Below are 15,627 nucleotides of genomic sequence, written 5' to 3' on the forward strand. Positions count from 1 at the left end.
GGACCCGTTGGAAAAACAGACGATCGAGTCTTACTTCGCGACCCGGATATCGTTGATCAGCACTTTCCCCGCGCCGCCCGTTGATCCGCTGATGGCGACATCCATATAGCGGACCAGCGAAGCGTCGAGGCGGTTGTCGACCCCGCCCCACATGTAGCTGAAATCCGAGAGCGGGATGGTGACGTCCACCCATTGACCGCCGCCCGCTAGGCCGGTGAACACTTTCCCGAACACGGAGTCGTCCCGGTCGATCAATTTCACCTCCATATCGCAGGGATCGCCTTCCCCCTTCAGCCGAAAGACGAGCCGAGGGTTCCCGCCGGAAAGATCGGCGTTGATCGCGCGCCGGATGGAGACCCATTGGCCCGCGGGAATGGAATAGCGGACGGCCATCGCCTTCGTGCCTTTTTGGCCGGTCCCTGATTCCAGGGTGATGGAGGAACTTTCGCCTTTCGCCACCATCCAGCCCTCTTTCGTTTGGCCGTCAAAGATCACGCCGCCCTTCCCGATGTTGCCTTCCTTGGAAGCCTGGCCCATCCGCAGGTCGGCGACCAGGAGTTCGCCCGCTCCGCCATCCCCGGCGGAAATGGAGAAATTGATATCCTTGATCCGCCCGAGCACCGGGTCGCCGCCCCACCAATAGCTGAAGTCGGCTTCGGAAAGCGTCATCGTCGTCCAGTCGCCGGACTCGGTCAAGAGCGGTCGTTTGACGCCGAAATTGCTGTCGTCTTCATCGATCAGCTTCACCTCGAGGTTATTGTTCGCCCCCTTGGATTTGATCTGGAAGGTGAACGCTTTTCCCTTGAAGTCATCGATCGCAAAATTCTTGCTGATCGACACCCATTTCCCGTTTTTCAGGTCATACGAGATCCGAAGCGCCGAACCGCCCGGGCCCGCCACTTGGCTTAGTTTGATTTCAGAGCTGTTGTCTTTGGCCGTCGCCCAGTCCACTTTGATGAAGTTATCGAGGAGCTGGGGGGCCGCCGAGGAACGGGCGCTCGCGGGGGGGGCGCTTTTCTTTTGCGAGGCGGCCGGTTTGGGGGCTGGCTTGCTTTGAGCGGCCGCCAACATTCCGGAAAAGGCGAAACAAAATGCGAGTGGAATCACCGTTGCTTTACGACAGAGGTTCATGAGAGCTCTCCTTTGTTTGGGAAGATTGAAAACAGAATCTACTCTTTCAGGCCCGTTGTGGCAATGCCCTGGATCACGTATTTTTGCGCCGCGATGAACACCGCGATCACAGGCAGGACCACCACCACCGCCGCCGCCATGAGCAGGCCGAAGTCGGTCGGGTGTTGGCCGTTCAAGTTGGCGAGGGCCACCGGCAGGGTGTAGCCGTCCTCCCGCACCATCACGATCAACGGCCAGAGGAAATCGTTCCACGACCCCATGAACGTGAATATCCCGAGCGTCGCCAGGACCGGCCGGCAGAGGGGCAGGACCACGCTCCAATAGATCCGGAACTCCGAACAACCGTCGATGCGGGCCGACTCGATCAGGTCGTTCGGGACCGACATCATGAACTGCCGGATGAGAAAAATCCCGAACACGTTGGCGCAAACGGGGACGATGAGCCCCAGGTAGCTGTTCAAGAGGCCCATCTTTTTGAGGAGCAAAAAGACGGGGATCATGGTGAGTTGGCCTGGAACCATCATGGTCGCGAGGAGCAAACTGAACAGGCGGTCCCGGTGCCGGAAACGGTGTTTAGCGAAGGCGTAGCCGGCCATGGAGTTAATGAAGAGAGAAAGCGCCGTGACGCACACCGATACCATGACGCTATTGCGGAAGTGCAGGAGGAAATTCACTTCTTTAATCAGTTGAACGTACCACTGGAACGTGGGCTCTGTCGGAATCCAAGTGGGCGGATAGGTGAACAGGCCCCCGCCCGATTTAAAGGAGGTCGACAACATCCAAAAGAACGGAAGGAGCGTCGCCGTCGCCGTCAAAGCAAGCAGGAAATGCACTCCGGCGGAGGAAAGCGTGTCGGCCAGAAGCCGCCTGGCGCGCGGCGTCATACGATCGCCTCGAAACCGCTTTTCTTCAACCGCATCTGGACGAAAGTGAAAACGAAGATGAGCCCGAACAGCGCGTAGCTGACGGCGGAGGCGTAGCCCAAGTTGAAGAAACGGAAGCCCTGGGTGTACATGTAAAGCACGATGGAGGTGGTGGAGTCCAGGGGGCCGCCTTTGGTCATGACGTAGGGTTCGGCGAAGAACTGGAGGTAGCCGATGGTCGTCATGATCAGAACGAAAAGCAGGGTGGGCGCCAGTCCCGGAACCGTGATGTAGCGGAAACATTGCCAGGGGCTCGCCCCATCAATCCGGGCGGCCTCATACTGGCTTTCCGGGATGGTCTGGAGTCCCGCCAGGAAGATCACCATGTTGTAGCCGAAGTTTTTCCAAATCGCCATGAGGATGAGGGAGGGCAAGGACGTGCGCGGGTCCGAAAGCCAAAAAATTTTCTTCAGCCCCAGCCCCGATTGGAGGAACCAGTTGAAAACGCCGTACTCCGGGTTGTAGAGCCAGCGCCAGACCACGGCCACCGCGACGATCGTCGTAACGACCGGCGCGAAGAGCGACATCCGAAAAAAGGACTTTCCCTTGACGAACTTCTGGTTCAAGGCCACCGCGGCCAGGAGAGAAACCGCGATGGTGAGCGGAACGCCGACCCCCGCGAAATAGAGCGTGTTCCACAGCGCCCGCCAAAACACGGGGTCCTGAATGATCTTCGCGTAGTTCTCGATGCCGATGAACTGCGTCCGGTGCCAGGCGTTGATGCTGAAAATGTTCAAGTCCGTCAGGCTCATGACAAAAGACACCGCGATGGGGAAGAACAGAAAAATGCCCAGGAGGGCCACGGCGGGAAGCACGAAGAATACCCCCACCAAGTCCCGCTGAAAAAATTCCCGCCAACGGAAAGGGGGAACCTCCGGACCGTGACCGTTCCGAAGCCGCAGGTTCCAAAAGGATTTCGCCCATAGCCCCAAGAGGGCCAGCGCGCCGGCGCCCAGCGCCCACCAGAAAAAAGTTTTCCAGGTTCCCGGTCGATAGGCCCGGGAAACCCGCAGTTTCACGATCACGGTCTCCAACTCGTGGAGCGCCAAATTGACTTGATCCTCCGTCATGGCGGGGTCGAGGACGACTTTCTCCATGGTGTCGTCGATGGCGCTAGCGATTTGTTCCCATTCGGGGACCGTGGGCGGGCTGGCGGTGTCGAACATTTGCTGGCCGAACACCTGGATCATGGGTTTGTCGGCGAAGAAGGGGTCTTGCCAAGCCGCTTTGACCGAGGGGAGGTCGGTGGTGTCCCGCATCCATTGCACCTGGGTGCGGGGATCGCTCATGTATTCGATGAAACGGAAGGCCAGATCCTTCTTTTTTGACTCCCTAAAGACCACCAAATTCGATCCGCCCACAAAGGACGTCCGGGTCTTTTTCCCTGGGAGAAGCGCCACTCCCCATTTGCCGTTCAGTTCCGGGAGTTCCTTCCGGGCCAGTTCCACCATCCAGGGCCCGGAGATGAACATGGGGAGATACCCCGTGCGAAACGCGTGAAAAATATCCACGTCGGCGCCCTCTTTCGTCGGGGTCAGTCCCTCCCGAAAGAAACTCCGGTAATAATTCATGGCGCTGTAAAACCCCGGCTCCGACGGCTTCAGCGGATCGCCGCCGTTCTGCCAAACCGCCGTGAGAAGATCCGTCCAGGCGCGGGACCCGAGCGAAATGCCGTAGACCTTCTTTCCATCGGCGGTCTTCCGCGCGGCCAGCCGGGCGGCGGCTTCCTTCAATTCCTCCCAGGTCTTGGGCGCGGCCAAAAAACCCACCGAGGCCAGAAGGTCCGTTCGATAAAACAGGACCCGCGTATCCACATACCAAGGGACGCCGTAGAGCACCCCGTCCACCTGACACGTTCGAATGGAACCGGGGAAAAAAGCGTCGGGTTTGGCGTTGGGGGAGGCGGCCGCGCGATCGTCCAAGGGTTCCAGGGCGCCCATGGCGGCGAACTCCGCCATCCAGGTGGTGCCCACCTGGCTGACGTCCGGAGGAATCCCGCCGACGACGGCCGTCAAGAGTTTCGCGTGGGCGGCCTCCCAGGGGATGGCCTGGGTTTCCACCTGAAGACCCGGGTTCTCCCGCTCAAACCGCCGGGCCACCTCCGCGATCTTTTTGCCTTCCTCGCCCATGGCCCAAACCACCAGAGCTTTTTCCCCCGCGGATACCCGCGCCGAGAAAAGGGCGACGGCACCGAGAACGGCCAACGGGAAACGCCGGGACATTAGAACGTGACTTCGAAAGAAACCTTGGTGAAATTGTCGTCGAAGGGAGTTCCCTTCGGTTCGTTGGCGGGATTGTCGTAGCGGGAGACCTTGTGGTCGGCGAAAAGACGGGCGTTGTTGGCGATGTAATATTCGAGGCGGGCTTGGAAACTGTCGGCGGTGTAGTTGCCGTTGGTGACCGGGTGCCAAATCCGTTCCTGGCGGGGTTTCACCCAACCCGCGAGCTTGGGCGTCAGTTGGGCGCGGACGTAAATCTCGGTGCCGATGACCTTTTCGTTCTTGTCCGTGGTGAAAGCCGAACGGTCGCTGGTGAACGCATAGATTTCCCGCCGGTAGTCCTGGTTGAATTTCACGTCCACGCCGCGGTAGCCGGAGTGGCCGATGCCCCAGAGAAATTTGTGCCGGTAATCGGCTGAATTGGAGTGCCGTTTCATCGCATCGTATTCCATGGACGCCACCCACCCCCCCCGGCGTTGGACCGCTTGGATGTTGTGGGCAAACTGGTCGGAGTCCGTGTCGTCGTAATACTCCGGGTTTTGCCGGTAGTGCGGTTTATACCCCGTGCCGATGTCCCGGTACCCGTAACCCAGTTCCAGTCCGGGAAGCAGGACCCCCGTCGTCCTGGCGGAGGTGCGCCAAAGGTGGCCCCCGGCGCGATAGGCCGGCTCAATGAACCGCGAGAAAACGGGGTTGAACGAGTCGGTGAAGTTGCCCTCGGCGTATTGGACGTAGCTGTTGTAGCCGTAGGTGCCTTCCAGGCGGAGGCGCTCGTCAAACAGCCGCCCCAAGGCGGACAGGTTGTACACCAGGTCCTGGGCCAGCCGTTCCAATTTCAAGGTGTTGGGATCTCCGGCGGGCTGGAGGCTTCCGTTCACGATGGTGGTGGCCGACGGTTGTCTTCCGGTCTGTTCCCAGTAGACCCCGTTGGCTTTCAACTGCCACTGCGGCAGATAGTAAACCCCGCGCCCCCCCAACGAGTAGCTGTTTTGGGAATGTTTCAAAACGAAGGCGTTGTAGTTGAGCCGGTCCACATCTCCTTCCGCCGAAATCCCCTTGAACCCGAACAGCGGGGCCATGACGTCCACGCCGTAATCAATGAATTGGTTCCCGAGGGTTACCAGCGACAGCGCCGGATGGAGGTTGGTGGCGAACACCTGGTAACTGGGGACTTCCATCTTCGCGGGCCGATTATCCGTGGACGTCACCGTGGACCCGACGTAGGCCGACGCCTGCCCATATTCCTGGGACTCCGAAGCGAACTCCACGCGGGCGCTGAAGTTGCCCAATTTCCCGGTGGTGACCAGCTTCACGTTGCTGTTGACCTGGCTTTGCTCTTCCGGGGTGTGAAAATATTCCGTGTAGGCGATCAAGCTGAAATCCAAGTTGCCGGCGCCCAGCCCTTGCGGTGGAGTCGAGGGAGCGGCGGCCGGCGCCACCGGCGGCGCGCCCGCGGGGGCGGGACCCTTGGCGGGAACGATGCCGCTTCCCCGCAACCGTTCCCCCGTCACGAACAGAAGGTCCACCCAGATTCGTCCCCCCCGAGGATTTTGCCCCCGCCGTGGTGCTGGAGGTGGGGCTCACGATCCGCAGTTCGAACGACTTGATGCCGACCAACTTCGGCGCGACACCGCGAGCCTTTTGGTCCGCCAAAGTGAAGTCGCGGATCGGAAACGCCACCAGCGTCCAGCGGTTGCTCGACAAGACCTTTTTATCCGTGTTCTCCCAAACCTGGCCGTCGGCTTGGGTGAACCGGAACCGGAAATAATTATCCGAACCGTCGCCTTTCACCCACACCTTCACCGCGTCCACCCCGGACCAATCCAACGGCTGGGCGGGGGCGCGGAGGGCGGAAACCCAGCTCCCCCAGGAACTCTCCGTCAGAAGCTTGTACTGGATCTCCATGGAATAATCGCCGTCGTAGAGAATACGGGAGGAAGCCAGGTTGATCTGGGAGGCATCGCCGGAGAACGTCCGATAGGCGGTGTCCGGGTTGGTGCGGTCAAAACCGTCGACCACCACCTTGTTGGCCACGTCGCCCGTCACCGGGACCGCCGGGGAACCAACCGCTGTCGGTGCGGCGGAGGGGGCCGCGGCGGCGGGGCTTTCCGGCGCGCCTTCGAAAGCGATGTTGTCGAAGAAAACCCGCCCTTTCAGTTTGGACCCAAAACCCAGGTTCAAATTATCCAAACTCGCCAGGTTCACGCCGGCGAAATCCGCCAGGGGGACGTAGACCCTCTGCCAGGTGGTCGGGGTATCCACATAGAGGGAAATCGCTTTTTTCCGTTCCTGCCCCTGGGTGTCCCGAAGACCGAGCTGAAAAATTTCCCCGCCCTTCTCGCCCCGCAGATCGAAAGCCAGATAACGATATCCAGACACGTTGGCGCCCTTCAACACCAAACCCCAGCCCCCCCAGCCCCCGGCGAGAATATCGTATTTGATCCCGGCGACCTTCCCTTTCTCCGGGTCGGGGTAAGCGCCGCTGGTGTTGAGGAGACTGCCCTTTTCGTCCTTGAACGAAAACACCTCCGGGGTCACCGCGTCAAAGTCGGCCACCACCAGCGAATCCGCCGCCCAGGCGCCGCTTCCGCTCAAAACCAACAACGCCAAAGCCCAGAAGCGAGCGCGATTCATTGCAACACCAACCGACCCACTTTCACGCGGGCCGTGCCCACGCTTCCGATGCTCCAGGTGAGCTTGCATTCCGGCGTTCCATCGAGCAAGTCCCGATCATGAAAAGCCACCGCGAACCCCATGTCACGGTTGACCCCGGGCGTCACCCCGAGGAACGACCAAGCGATGGCCGCTTCCATCACGTTCCCCTTCTTGTTCCAAACCACTTGGGTTTCTTTGTCGGTGGGAGCCCGCCGCTGAAACCAGGCCCAGCGGGCCGGGTTCCCCGCGCTCGACGTCGGGGCGAAACCCAGCTGGAAGGCGGAGGGATCACCCCAGGCGAACTCACGCCCGTTCGGGCTCACGTAGATCTCCACGCAGTCGTCCTTCCACAACCCGTCGCCGATTTCCCGGTTGACCACTTCGTTGTCCTTCAAGGCCACGGCTACATAAAGGTATTGGGCGTCCCAGCGGACCGCCCAGCGGGCCGAGGCGTCGGCCTTTCCGCTCCGGGCCCCCTTTTCCACATACTCACTATCGGAAATGTCCCGCCATCGTTTCCGCGGCCAGTCGTTGATCGCTCCGTCCACGGCGGGGGCTTGGGCGCCGCGCGCGGCCGCGTAGGACTCTTCGGGAATAGAAATATTTTGCTCGGCGGTTTCGGAGAAATAGAAGTCGTCCAGGTAAAGCGTCCCGTCTTTTCGGGTCACGTCGCCCTGGGCGAAAACAAAAACCAGTTCTTTGACGTTGGCCCAATCCTTGATGTCCCTGAATTCACGAAGCGGGACGGCGTAGCGCCGCCATTGATCGGTGATCCCGGTCACCCGATAGCCGGCGTAGGCCGTGTTTTGCCCGTCTTTCAATTCGATTTTGAATGAACGGGTGAACCCCTTGTCCGCATCCCCCTTGACCCAGAAAATCAGGTGAGTGTAGTTCGTCAAATCCTGCGGCGGGAAAAGGGAATAATAGCCGTTGAAGGCCTGGTTGTCTTTGGTGGCCGGATTGGAGACGGAATAGTTGGTGGGCACTTTGACGTTTTCCCGCTGGCTGTCGATTTTATAGTCCAGCCTCAAGCTCCGGCCCGCGGCGCCGAAAAAGACCTTGTCGTCGTAGTCGGCGTTGCAGAATACGCTTTTGTCCTCGGGGTCGAACCACGTGCCGGTGGCCCCCCCCAGGGCGTTGTCTTTCTTGGCTTCGTTAAAGTTGTCCAAAAGGATCGGAGCCGCGCCCGCCGCCAGGGGCAGGAACATCACCGCCGCGCCCGCCAGAATAAGTCGTCTCATTTGCCGAACCTCATGGCCAGGGAAAGGGTTTGGGTGTTGCCCAGTTGGTCCGTGGTGTCCCAGGCATAATCGAAATCAAAGTTTCGGTAGCGGAGCCCCCCGCCCAAGGCCAAGTTCCATTGATCCTGGTCCCCGGACCGGTGCAGGCCCCCGCGGAGGGTGATGGCCTCGCCCAGAAACCGCTGGGCCGCGCCCGCCCGCCAAACGGAGGGCTCGGCGTGGCGTTGGTCGAATTGAAGGGAAAGGTCCGTGGCTTTGGCGAGTTTCCACGCGCCGCCCAAGCGAAGCGTGTAGGGGAGGCTGTCCCGGGCGCCCGTACTCCAGCTGATCCGGGGGCGGTTCAGGTCCTGCCAGGCGAAAGCCAAACGAAGCCGGTCGTTGAACGGGCGGAAAAGAGCCCCCACATCGAACCCCAATCCCGTGCCCTTGACGTCGTCCCCCGTCGCGGCGTAATAGCGCATTCCGACGCCCATACTGAAACAGTCCTGGCAGAACTTCCGGCCGTAGGCCAGGAGGTAGGTGCTCTCCGCGTAATTAAAAAAGGAGGCGTCCCCTTGGGTGTCCAAATGAAGCAGTTGGGCGCTCAACGTTCCCTTCCCCACGTCCGGCTGGGTATAGCCCACGTTCGCGGCGCGGAGGAGATCTAACCCGTAGGGGATTTCGTAGGAAGCGGTGAACTGGCGCGATTTCACTAGGGCCAGCCCCGCCGGGTTCCAATAGGCGGCCGTGCCGTCTTCCGCCAAAGCCACGTAAGCGCCCCCCATGCCCTTGGCGGCCGCCCCGTACCCCATGGGCTCAAAAGCGGCGCCGAAGGCCGACGTCCGCAGAAACAGCGGCATCGCGAGGAAGAAAAGGCCGAGCGCGCGGAGGAGTTTCATCGCATCACCGCCACGACCTGCTTGACCGTGTCTTTCCCGGAAGCGGCGCCTTCCGCTTCCACCACGAAAAAGTAAAGGCCGTTGGCCACGAGCCGCCCGTCGTCGCCGACCCCGTCCCAAGAGAAAGCCCGGCCCCCGGCCGCCTGGGTTCCGCCATCGATGGTTTTGATCGGCACCCCCTGAAGATTGAACACGCGGAGGACCACTCGGGCGGCCTCGCTCAAAGTGAAGTTAAACGCGAAGGTGTCTTTCGTTCCGTCGCCGTTGGGGGAAAAGGGATTGTTGGGGGTTGAATACTGCGTGAGCACGTTCCCCACGCCGGATTTTTCAAGAGCGATATCGGGAACCGACTCCAGGGTGTCCAAAAGGAGAACCCCGGGTTTGGCCTCCCCCCGGGAGATAACGAATTCCACGGCCGTCACACGGCGGAGGTTCAGGAGCGCGTCGCTCCCCACGGCGTTGAAGGAAAATTGATCCACGGGGATGGACGCGGTCTTCCACGTCCCGCCGGTGTCCGTCACGTCGGTCACTTTCTTCACGTAAACCGTCCCGTCGACGTCCACGAGCTTCACCTCCACCGTATTGTTTCCCCCCGTGCCGTTGAACCCGAACCGGACCATGGGCTCGGCCAGAAAGTTGGCGTTCAGAACTCGGACGAACCCGCCGTAGTCGCTTCCGGTCGCCAGGGTGTAGTCCACCCGGCCCACCTGGTTCCCCGAGGAAGCCCCCGGGGCCGTGTTGTCGATTTCGATGGACAAGGGGAAGGGCACGCCGGGATTCTGGGACCATTCCAAATACACCACCTCGTTCTTAGGAAGGGAAAAGGTTTCGAAAGACCGCACAACGTTCCCGCCTCCGTTCACGAACTCAAAGTTGTCGAGAAAAACCGACCCCGTCCCGTCCGAGCCGACCCCGCGGGCCACCACGAAGATAAACTGCGAAATCTCTCGGTTATTGAAGGAACCGTTCCCGGGAAGGCTCCAGGTGGAATTGGTGATGGTGGAGAAAGAAGCCGTAGAGAGGGTGATCGAGCGCCAGACGCCGTCGGCAATCGGGGTAAAAAAAGCTTTGGCTTTGTCACACCCTGCGTCCTGGGCATTGTCCCCATCCACCAGCTCAATTTCCAGTTGCCGGGCCGGTCCCGTCATACGGTATTGGAAGCGGAGGCCGGTCGCCCCCAGGGCGACCAAATCGTAGCCTTTCACCCCCAGGCGGATCCCGGCGAAGGACCCGCCGGTCAAATCGTAGGTGAGTTGAAGGGCGTTTCCATTCATTCCCACCGCGCCGGAGGAAACGATGGTGGCCCCCCCATCTTGAAAAGTCGTTAAAAGGGGAACGTTCTCGAAATCGTGCAAAACGCCGGCATGGAGAGAAGACGCGGCCAGGACCGCCGCGAAGAGCAAGGATCGTCGACACAACACCGTTGTTGGCACCCGTTGCCTCATTGGTTGCGAAGGTTCGCTCGAACCCGGCCCCGCTATTTTAGGGGCCTTGGTTCCTCATCCATGTCCGCGATCAAACGGCTCGCTTTCGCGTGCCAGCCCGCGCGGGCCACCACGCGGCGAAGAGCGTCCTTCGAGAGCGCGTGGTAAAAAAGGTTCTGGTTGAGGGAAAGAGCGCGGCGGTTTAAGACGCCGCCCGTCCGGGGGTCCACGGCGTCCGGAAAAGGCGCCGCCCCCGCGAGGGATGGAGAGGATTGTACGAATTTATGGAAATTTAGCAAGGCCTCCTTTTCTCCGACGGTGGCGAGCAAGGCGACGGCGTAGGGGCTCACGACCTCCGGGTGCGACAACCCGTATTCTTGGTACGTGTCCCCGGGACCGTAACAGGGGGCCCACCCATAGAAGCGAAACCCTCGACGGAACGCGATCCGCCGCGAGGCTTCCACGTAGCGGAGGTGGTGGGCGCCCAGGGTGCAGGGGGCGATCGCCGCCTCGTCGAAATAGATGTTCCCCGCCAGTTCCACAAAGGCCGACAGTTTCCAGCCGTCCGCCACGGTGAGTCCCTCCACCTGGACCGTGTCATAGGTCATCGCCCGCCAAACGTCCGGCGGGATTTTCCCGGCCGCCGTCAGAAAAACGATCAAGAGACGGGCCTCGCTGTTTTTGTTGTCGTAATCGTAGGGCCACGCCTCCGCCACCGAGTCGTCGTCGGCGAGCACCGTGACGCCGTGGCGGAAACGGCGGTTGTCGTCGTGGAGAAAAAGGGAGTAGTCGGCCGCGTCGACCTGTTTTTCCATGGCGCGGGCGAGGGCGGGATCCACGGGGCGAAAATAATGTCCGGCCACGCTGAGCGCGAAGTGGAGCCAGGCGGAATCCACCGAGGAGTAACGGATCCGACCGTCCGCCACGTCCGCCACGGCGCCGTCCTCGTTTAAATGAACGTATTCGGGAAAAATGCCGCGGTGGGTGCGGAGCGTCGAGAGGCCTTGGACGACCCGACGGACATGCTCCAGGCCGAGGAACGGATCCTCTTGCCCTTGTTCCAAGGCGGCCACGGTCGAAAGAAGGTCCAGCCCGATGTTGGTGGATTTCGTGTAGGTCCGGCCGCCCGGGCCCGTGTTGTCGACCGGGAACTCAAACTGGCGGGCGGGAGCCCGGAGAGTCTTCAGTGCCTGGTAGACCGCCGGAGCCATGCGGTCCAACACCCGCCCCGACCGATTCGGGGGAGCGTTCACCAAAATGGAAACCATCAGCAGAACGCCCGCCCAACGCAAGAAATGGAGACGAGCGCCCATGGGGGATCTACTCAAAACGGGGACCGGAGGAGGAGCGGACGATCAATTCGCCCGGAACCCGCACTCGCTCGGGATCGGGCCGTCGGCCGGACCGGATCCACCCCGAAAGCCACTCCCCGGCCAGACGGGCCATGGAGGAAAGAGGCTGGCGGACGGTGGTGAGGCCGGCGGTGGCCGCTTCGGGGATATCGTCGAACCCGGCCAGAAGAACGTCGTCCGGCACCCTCCGCCCTCGTTCGAGAAGGACGTCCCGGGCCCCCAGGGCCATGTGGTCGTTGGCGGCAAAGACGGCGTCCGGGCTCTCCTCCAAAGCGAGAAACCGTTCCATGGCCCACCGGCCCCCGGCCCGCGAGAAATTTCCCGTTTCCACCCGAGCGGGATCCCAGGGGAGGCCCGCTTCCTCCAAAGCCCGCTGGTAGCCGGCCTGGCGGGCCGCGCCGTTGGCCGTTTCCAATTTCCCGTTGATCAAGGCGATCCGACGGCCGCCGTTTTTTAACAGGTGCGACACGACGGCGTGGGCGGCCGCGGCGTTGTCGAGGTCCATGGAAGGAAGCCCCGCTCCCTCGCCGTTTAGGATCACGGCCGGGAGCCCCGTTTCCACCGCCCGCGCGAGACAGGGGTCCTGGGCGCCGGGCGCCAGAAAAAGGAGCCCGCTCACGGGCGTTTCCGTCGATGGATTTAAAAGGAAATGGGGGATCGTCTGCCCCAGGCCGGACAAGGTTTCAGCGAAATAGGGGGCCGAAAGGTCCGGCGCTGGATGCGTGACGACGCCGATCGGATGGATCACATCGCCTCGACTAGAAAAACACCTCGTCCCGAAGGAGGTCCAACTGCTCTTGAATGGGGGGATAGCTCAAGAACCGTTTTTGAATGGCGCCGTTCTTCAAATAATTGACGATGGAAATAAAGGTCATGCTTTGGTCCAGGGCCAGAAACCGCGCGGAGGCCCGACCCGTTCGGACGTTGACGCTGTCGTAAAAACCGTAGGGCCCATAGAGGCCCTTCATGCGGGCCAGACGACGGATGTTTTCGATGGCCTGGGGAGCGTCGACCATTAAGGCCAAAAAACTCACGTGGGGGGTGACCACTCCTTCGTCGGGATATCCCTTGGCGCCTAGATAGGGCACCCCGTATTCCTTATACCCCTGTTGGCTGTCCGGCGTGGCGCAGGGGGACATGCCCCAGGCGGGATAACGCCGCTCCTGCAAAGCGTAATGGATTTGGGCGTTCAACGCGATCAGGTTGTTGGCGCCCAGGCCCCGCTTGGAAAGTTGTTGCTCGTCCAAAACGAGGTTCGGCATGAGGAACTCAAAGAGACTGCCGCCCCAGGAGGGAACGTAGCGGATCCCATTGTGGGAGTAGGTCCCGTAGAACACGTCCTGCCCGCCGATCGTGCGGAGCTGGCCCTGGGGCTTTTGGTTTTGCCAGTCCCATTCGTCCGGAAGAACGCGGAAGAGCCGATACCAGTGTTCCCGAGGAAGGTCGCCCTTGGCGATGCCGATGTAGGAGGCGATGCGGGGTTCGGTGCAGAGGAGCCCGTAATGGTTGGTGGAGGGCTTGTTTTGGGCCGCGTCAAACCCCCCCCACAGCTGGCCGATCTCCGGGTCGTAAAAGCGGGAAAAATCCATTTCCTCCAAAATCCGATCGATATCCTGGGCGAGGGTCGGAAAGGACTGCCGCGCCACAATGAGCCCCGCCGCCAACCAACCGTTGTCGACGGAGGAGGCAAACCGGCGGCTGACATCCAACGTGATGGTCTCGTAATAATTGAAATATTGGCCCCGCCAGTGGTCCAGCTTGTTGAGGGTGAGAAGGACCAAGCGGATCCGGGCCTGAGCCTCTCCGGGAGAAATGAGCCCAAACTCCACGGCGCCCGCCACAGACATCAGGTAGAGCCCGATGTTGGTCGTCGAGGTAAAACTTCCGACGCGGGATTGGGCTCCGGCCACCAAAACGTTATCGATCGGGATGCCGTTCTCCCGGTCCACCAGGTCCCGGAAATAGACCCAGGTATCCTTGGCGATGGCCTCCAACAGGGCGTTGTCGGGCAGGGAGAGGTCCAGCGATTTCGAATCCTCCGGCTTGAACGCCAACAGCCGAGCCTGCTGTTGGGCCTCCGGAATGGGCGGCTTGGCGGCCAAGGCGTGCGCCCATGCCGGCAGGAACGCCAGAAAGAGGAAACATTTCTTAAGGGGGTTCGAATTCATATTTAACGTTTGAAGGCTTCGGGGAGTCTAGCAAATCAACTTCATTCGGGGGAGACCGCGTGTTTCACATAGCGGAATCATTCAGACTGTGGGACGGCGCGGACGCGGGTTCCCTTGGGTCCGTCGCGAGCTTCTCCGATCAGAAAACCGCTCTCTCGCGCCGTTGCCGATCGCTCCCCTGGTGGGATTTCCGGACGGATCTGGACCGACCCCTGAAATTCCCGTAAATTCCCCCCACCCGCGCCCCCAAGCCATCTCGCCTACGTTGCGCTCGTTCCGGATCTTGGTTTTCGCTTGCAGGCGGATCAAGGCCTCGGGTTGGGCCGCTCCTTCCAGGGCCTCGAGCGGGTTTTTGAGCGCTTTCAGGCGAACGGCACCGTGACCGCCGGGTTAAGTTGGTGAAGGAATTCTTCACAGGGGATGCAAAGAATTTTTCCGAACCGTAGTTTCTTGTCGCCACGATAAAGCAAGTACCCTTTCGCCTCCGGATAATCCTCCAGGAAATTCTTGAGCCCCCGGAGGTCTTCGGCCCGGATTCGGTTTGTATTCTTGACTTCAATGCCGAAAAACACGTCGGGCCCATAGACCACGAAATCGACTTCTAATCCCCATCGGGTTTGCCAAAAGAAAAGGTCCGCTCCTCCCCGCCGATAGGCCGCCCACGCTCTCAAATGCTGGGCGACCAAGCCTTCCAACGCCAAGCCGTCGATTTCCTCGGGCCGGTCCAGGGGGCCTCTCTTCCTCAAGGATCGAAAGACTCCCGCATCAAAGTAATAGAATTTGGAGTGGGAAATCAGGTCCCGTTTTGCCCGTTTGGAAAAAATGGGAACCCGAAAAGCCAACAGGAGGTCCTCTAATATTTCCACGAAGGATTCGACCGTCTTTCTTTCAACCCCGCACTCCCGGGAGACGTTGCTGATGTTTAATGGGGAGCCGTGGGAAAAACCAATGGCCTCCATGAATCTAGAAAAATTTCCCGCGTCCCGCACCAGCCCTTCCATTTTGACCTCCTCCTTAAGATAAACCCCTGAGTAGGCGGCCAATGTTTCTTCAGGATGCTTTGAACTCCAGACCATGGGTAGCAAACCTTGATCCAGAGCCTTTTGCATTTTGAAATCCTTACCCAATTCAACGGCCATAAACGGATGAAGGGTGCAATAGAGAGCTCGACCACCAAGGAGGTTGGCCCCCCCGCGTTTCAATTTACGGGCACTGGACCCCGTTAGGATGAACCGTCGGTCTTTTTTTTCCTCGATAAGTAAATGCACCATGTCCAACAACGCGGGAATTTTCTGGACCTCATCAATCACAATGTCTTTGGCTTCGGGGTGGGCGTCAACCCATGGTTTAAGGTTTTCAGGATGGGCCCCGTAGGCATGTTCATTGGCCGCATTCAGGAGGTCGAGCCAAAGGGCCTGGGGAAACATGGATCGAACCCAGGTGGATTTTCCCGTTCCCCTCGGCCCGAAAAGGAAAAAATGTCCGTCGGGAGGCTCAAATAATCGCCGTATCGTTTCCATATAAGCAGGCATTATGGAACAATACGGCCCGAAATGTCAACGCACTCAGGCCGTTGTTGGGTCGGTAAGTCGGCTTACGCTTGCAGGCGGATTAAGGCCTGGGTTTGGGCTTCCCC

The 15,627-nt window shown here is 60.5% G+C and carries 11 protein-coding genes; all 11 read right to left on the reverse strand.

Annotation, left to right across the window (positions count from 1 at the left end; translation table 11 throughout):
- Positions 1-30 precede the first annotated feature (30 nt).
- Positions 31-1,131, reverse strand: a complete 1,101-nt coding sequence (locus tag IPP35_06700) for a hypothetical protein (GenBank protein MBL0058786.1) — start codon at positions 1,129-1,131, stop codon at positions 31-33.
- Positions 1,132-1,169: 38 nt separating this feature from the next.
- Positions 1,170-2,015 (reverse strand): carbohydrate ABC transporter permease, encoded by an 846-nt coding sequence (locus IPP35_06705; GenBank protein ID MBL0058787.1) that lies wholly within the window; start codon positions 2,013-2,015, stop codon positions 1,170-1,172.
- On the reverse strand, positions 2,012-4,276 hold the full coding sequence (locus IPP35_06710) for an extracellular solute-binding protein (GenBank protein MBL0058788.1): 2,265 nt from the start codon (positions 4,274-4,276) through the stop codon (positions 2,012-2,014). The genes IPP35_06705 and IPP35_06710 overlap by 4 nt, the downstream gene beginning before the upstream one ends.
- 1,188 nt (positions 4,277-5,464) lie before the next feature.
- Positions 5,465-6,907 (reverse strand): CIA30 family protein, encoded by a 1,443-nt coding sequence (locus tag IPP35_06715; GenBank protein MBL0058789.1) that lies wholly within the window; start codon positions 6,905-6,907, stop codon positions 5,465-5,467.
- On the reverse strand, positions 6,904-8,169 hold the full coding sequence (locus IPP35_06720; protein MBL0058790.1) for a hypothetical protein: 1,266 nt from the start codon (positions 8,167-8,169) through the stop codon (positions 6,904-6,906). The genes IPP35_06715 and IPP35_06720 overlap by 4 nt, the downstream gene beginning before the upstream one ends.
- Positions 8,166-9,047, reverse strand: coding sequence for a PorV/PorQ family protein (locus IPP35_06725; GenBank protein MBL0058791.1), 882 nt, complete (start codon positions 9,045-9,047; stop codon positions 8,166-8,168). The genes IPP35_06720 and IPP35_06725 overlap by 4 nt, the downstream gene beginning before the upstream one ends.
- On the reverse strand, positions 9,044-10,480 hold the full coding sequence (locus tag IPP35_06730; GenBank protein ID MBL0058792.1) for a gliding motility-associated C-terminal domain-containing protein: 1,437 nt from the start codon (positions 10,478-10,480) through the stop codon (positions 9,044-9,046). Before IPP35_06730 ends, IPP35_06725 begins: the two co-directional genes overlap by 4 nt.
- Before the next feature lie 44 nt (positions 10,481-10,524).
- The gene (locus IPP35_06735; protein ID MBL0058793.1) at positions 10,525-11,784 is read right to left on the reverse strand and encodes a hypothetical protein; all 1,260 of its coding nucleotides are present in this window, start codon (positions 11,782-11,784) and stop codon (positions 10,525-10,527) included.
- A 7-nt stretch (positions 11,785-11,791) separates the two neighbouring features.
- Positions 11,792-12,571 carry a substrate-binding domain-containing protein gene (locus IPP35_06740; protein ID MBL0058794.1) on the reverse strand — a complete coding sequence of 260 codons (780 nt, stop codon included), beginning with the start codon at positions 12,569-12,571 and terminating at the stop codon, positions 11,792-11,794.
- Positions 12,572-12,581: 10 nt separating this feature from the next.
- On the reverse strand, positions 12,582-13,991 hold the full coding sequence (locus IPP35_06745) for a DUF3131 domain-containing protein (protein ID MBL0058795.1): 1,410 nt from the start codon (positions 13,989-13,991) through the stop codon (positions 12,582-12,584).
- 362 nt (positions 13,992-14,353) lie between these two features.
- Positions 14,354-15,511: an ATP-binding protein gene (locus IPP35_06750; protein MBL0058796.1), complete on the reverse strand. Its 1,158-nt coding sequence runs from the start codon at positions 15,509-15,511 to the stop codon at positions 14,354-14,356.
- Between the last annotated feature and the right edge of the window lie 116 nt (positions 15,512-15,627).

The sequence above is a fragment of the Elusimicrobiota bacterium genome, from assembly GCA_016721625.1.
GTDB lineage: Bacteria > Elusimicrobiota > Elusimicrobia > FEN-1173 > FEN-1173 > JADKHR01.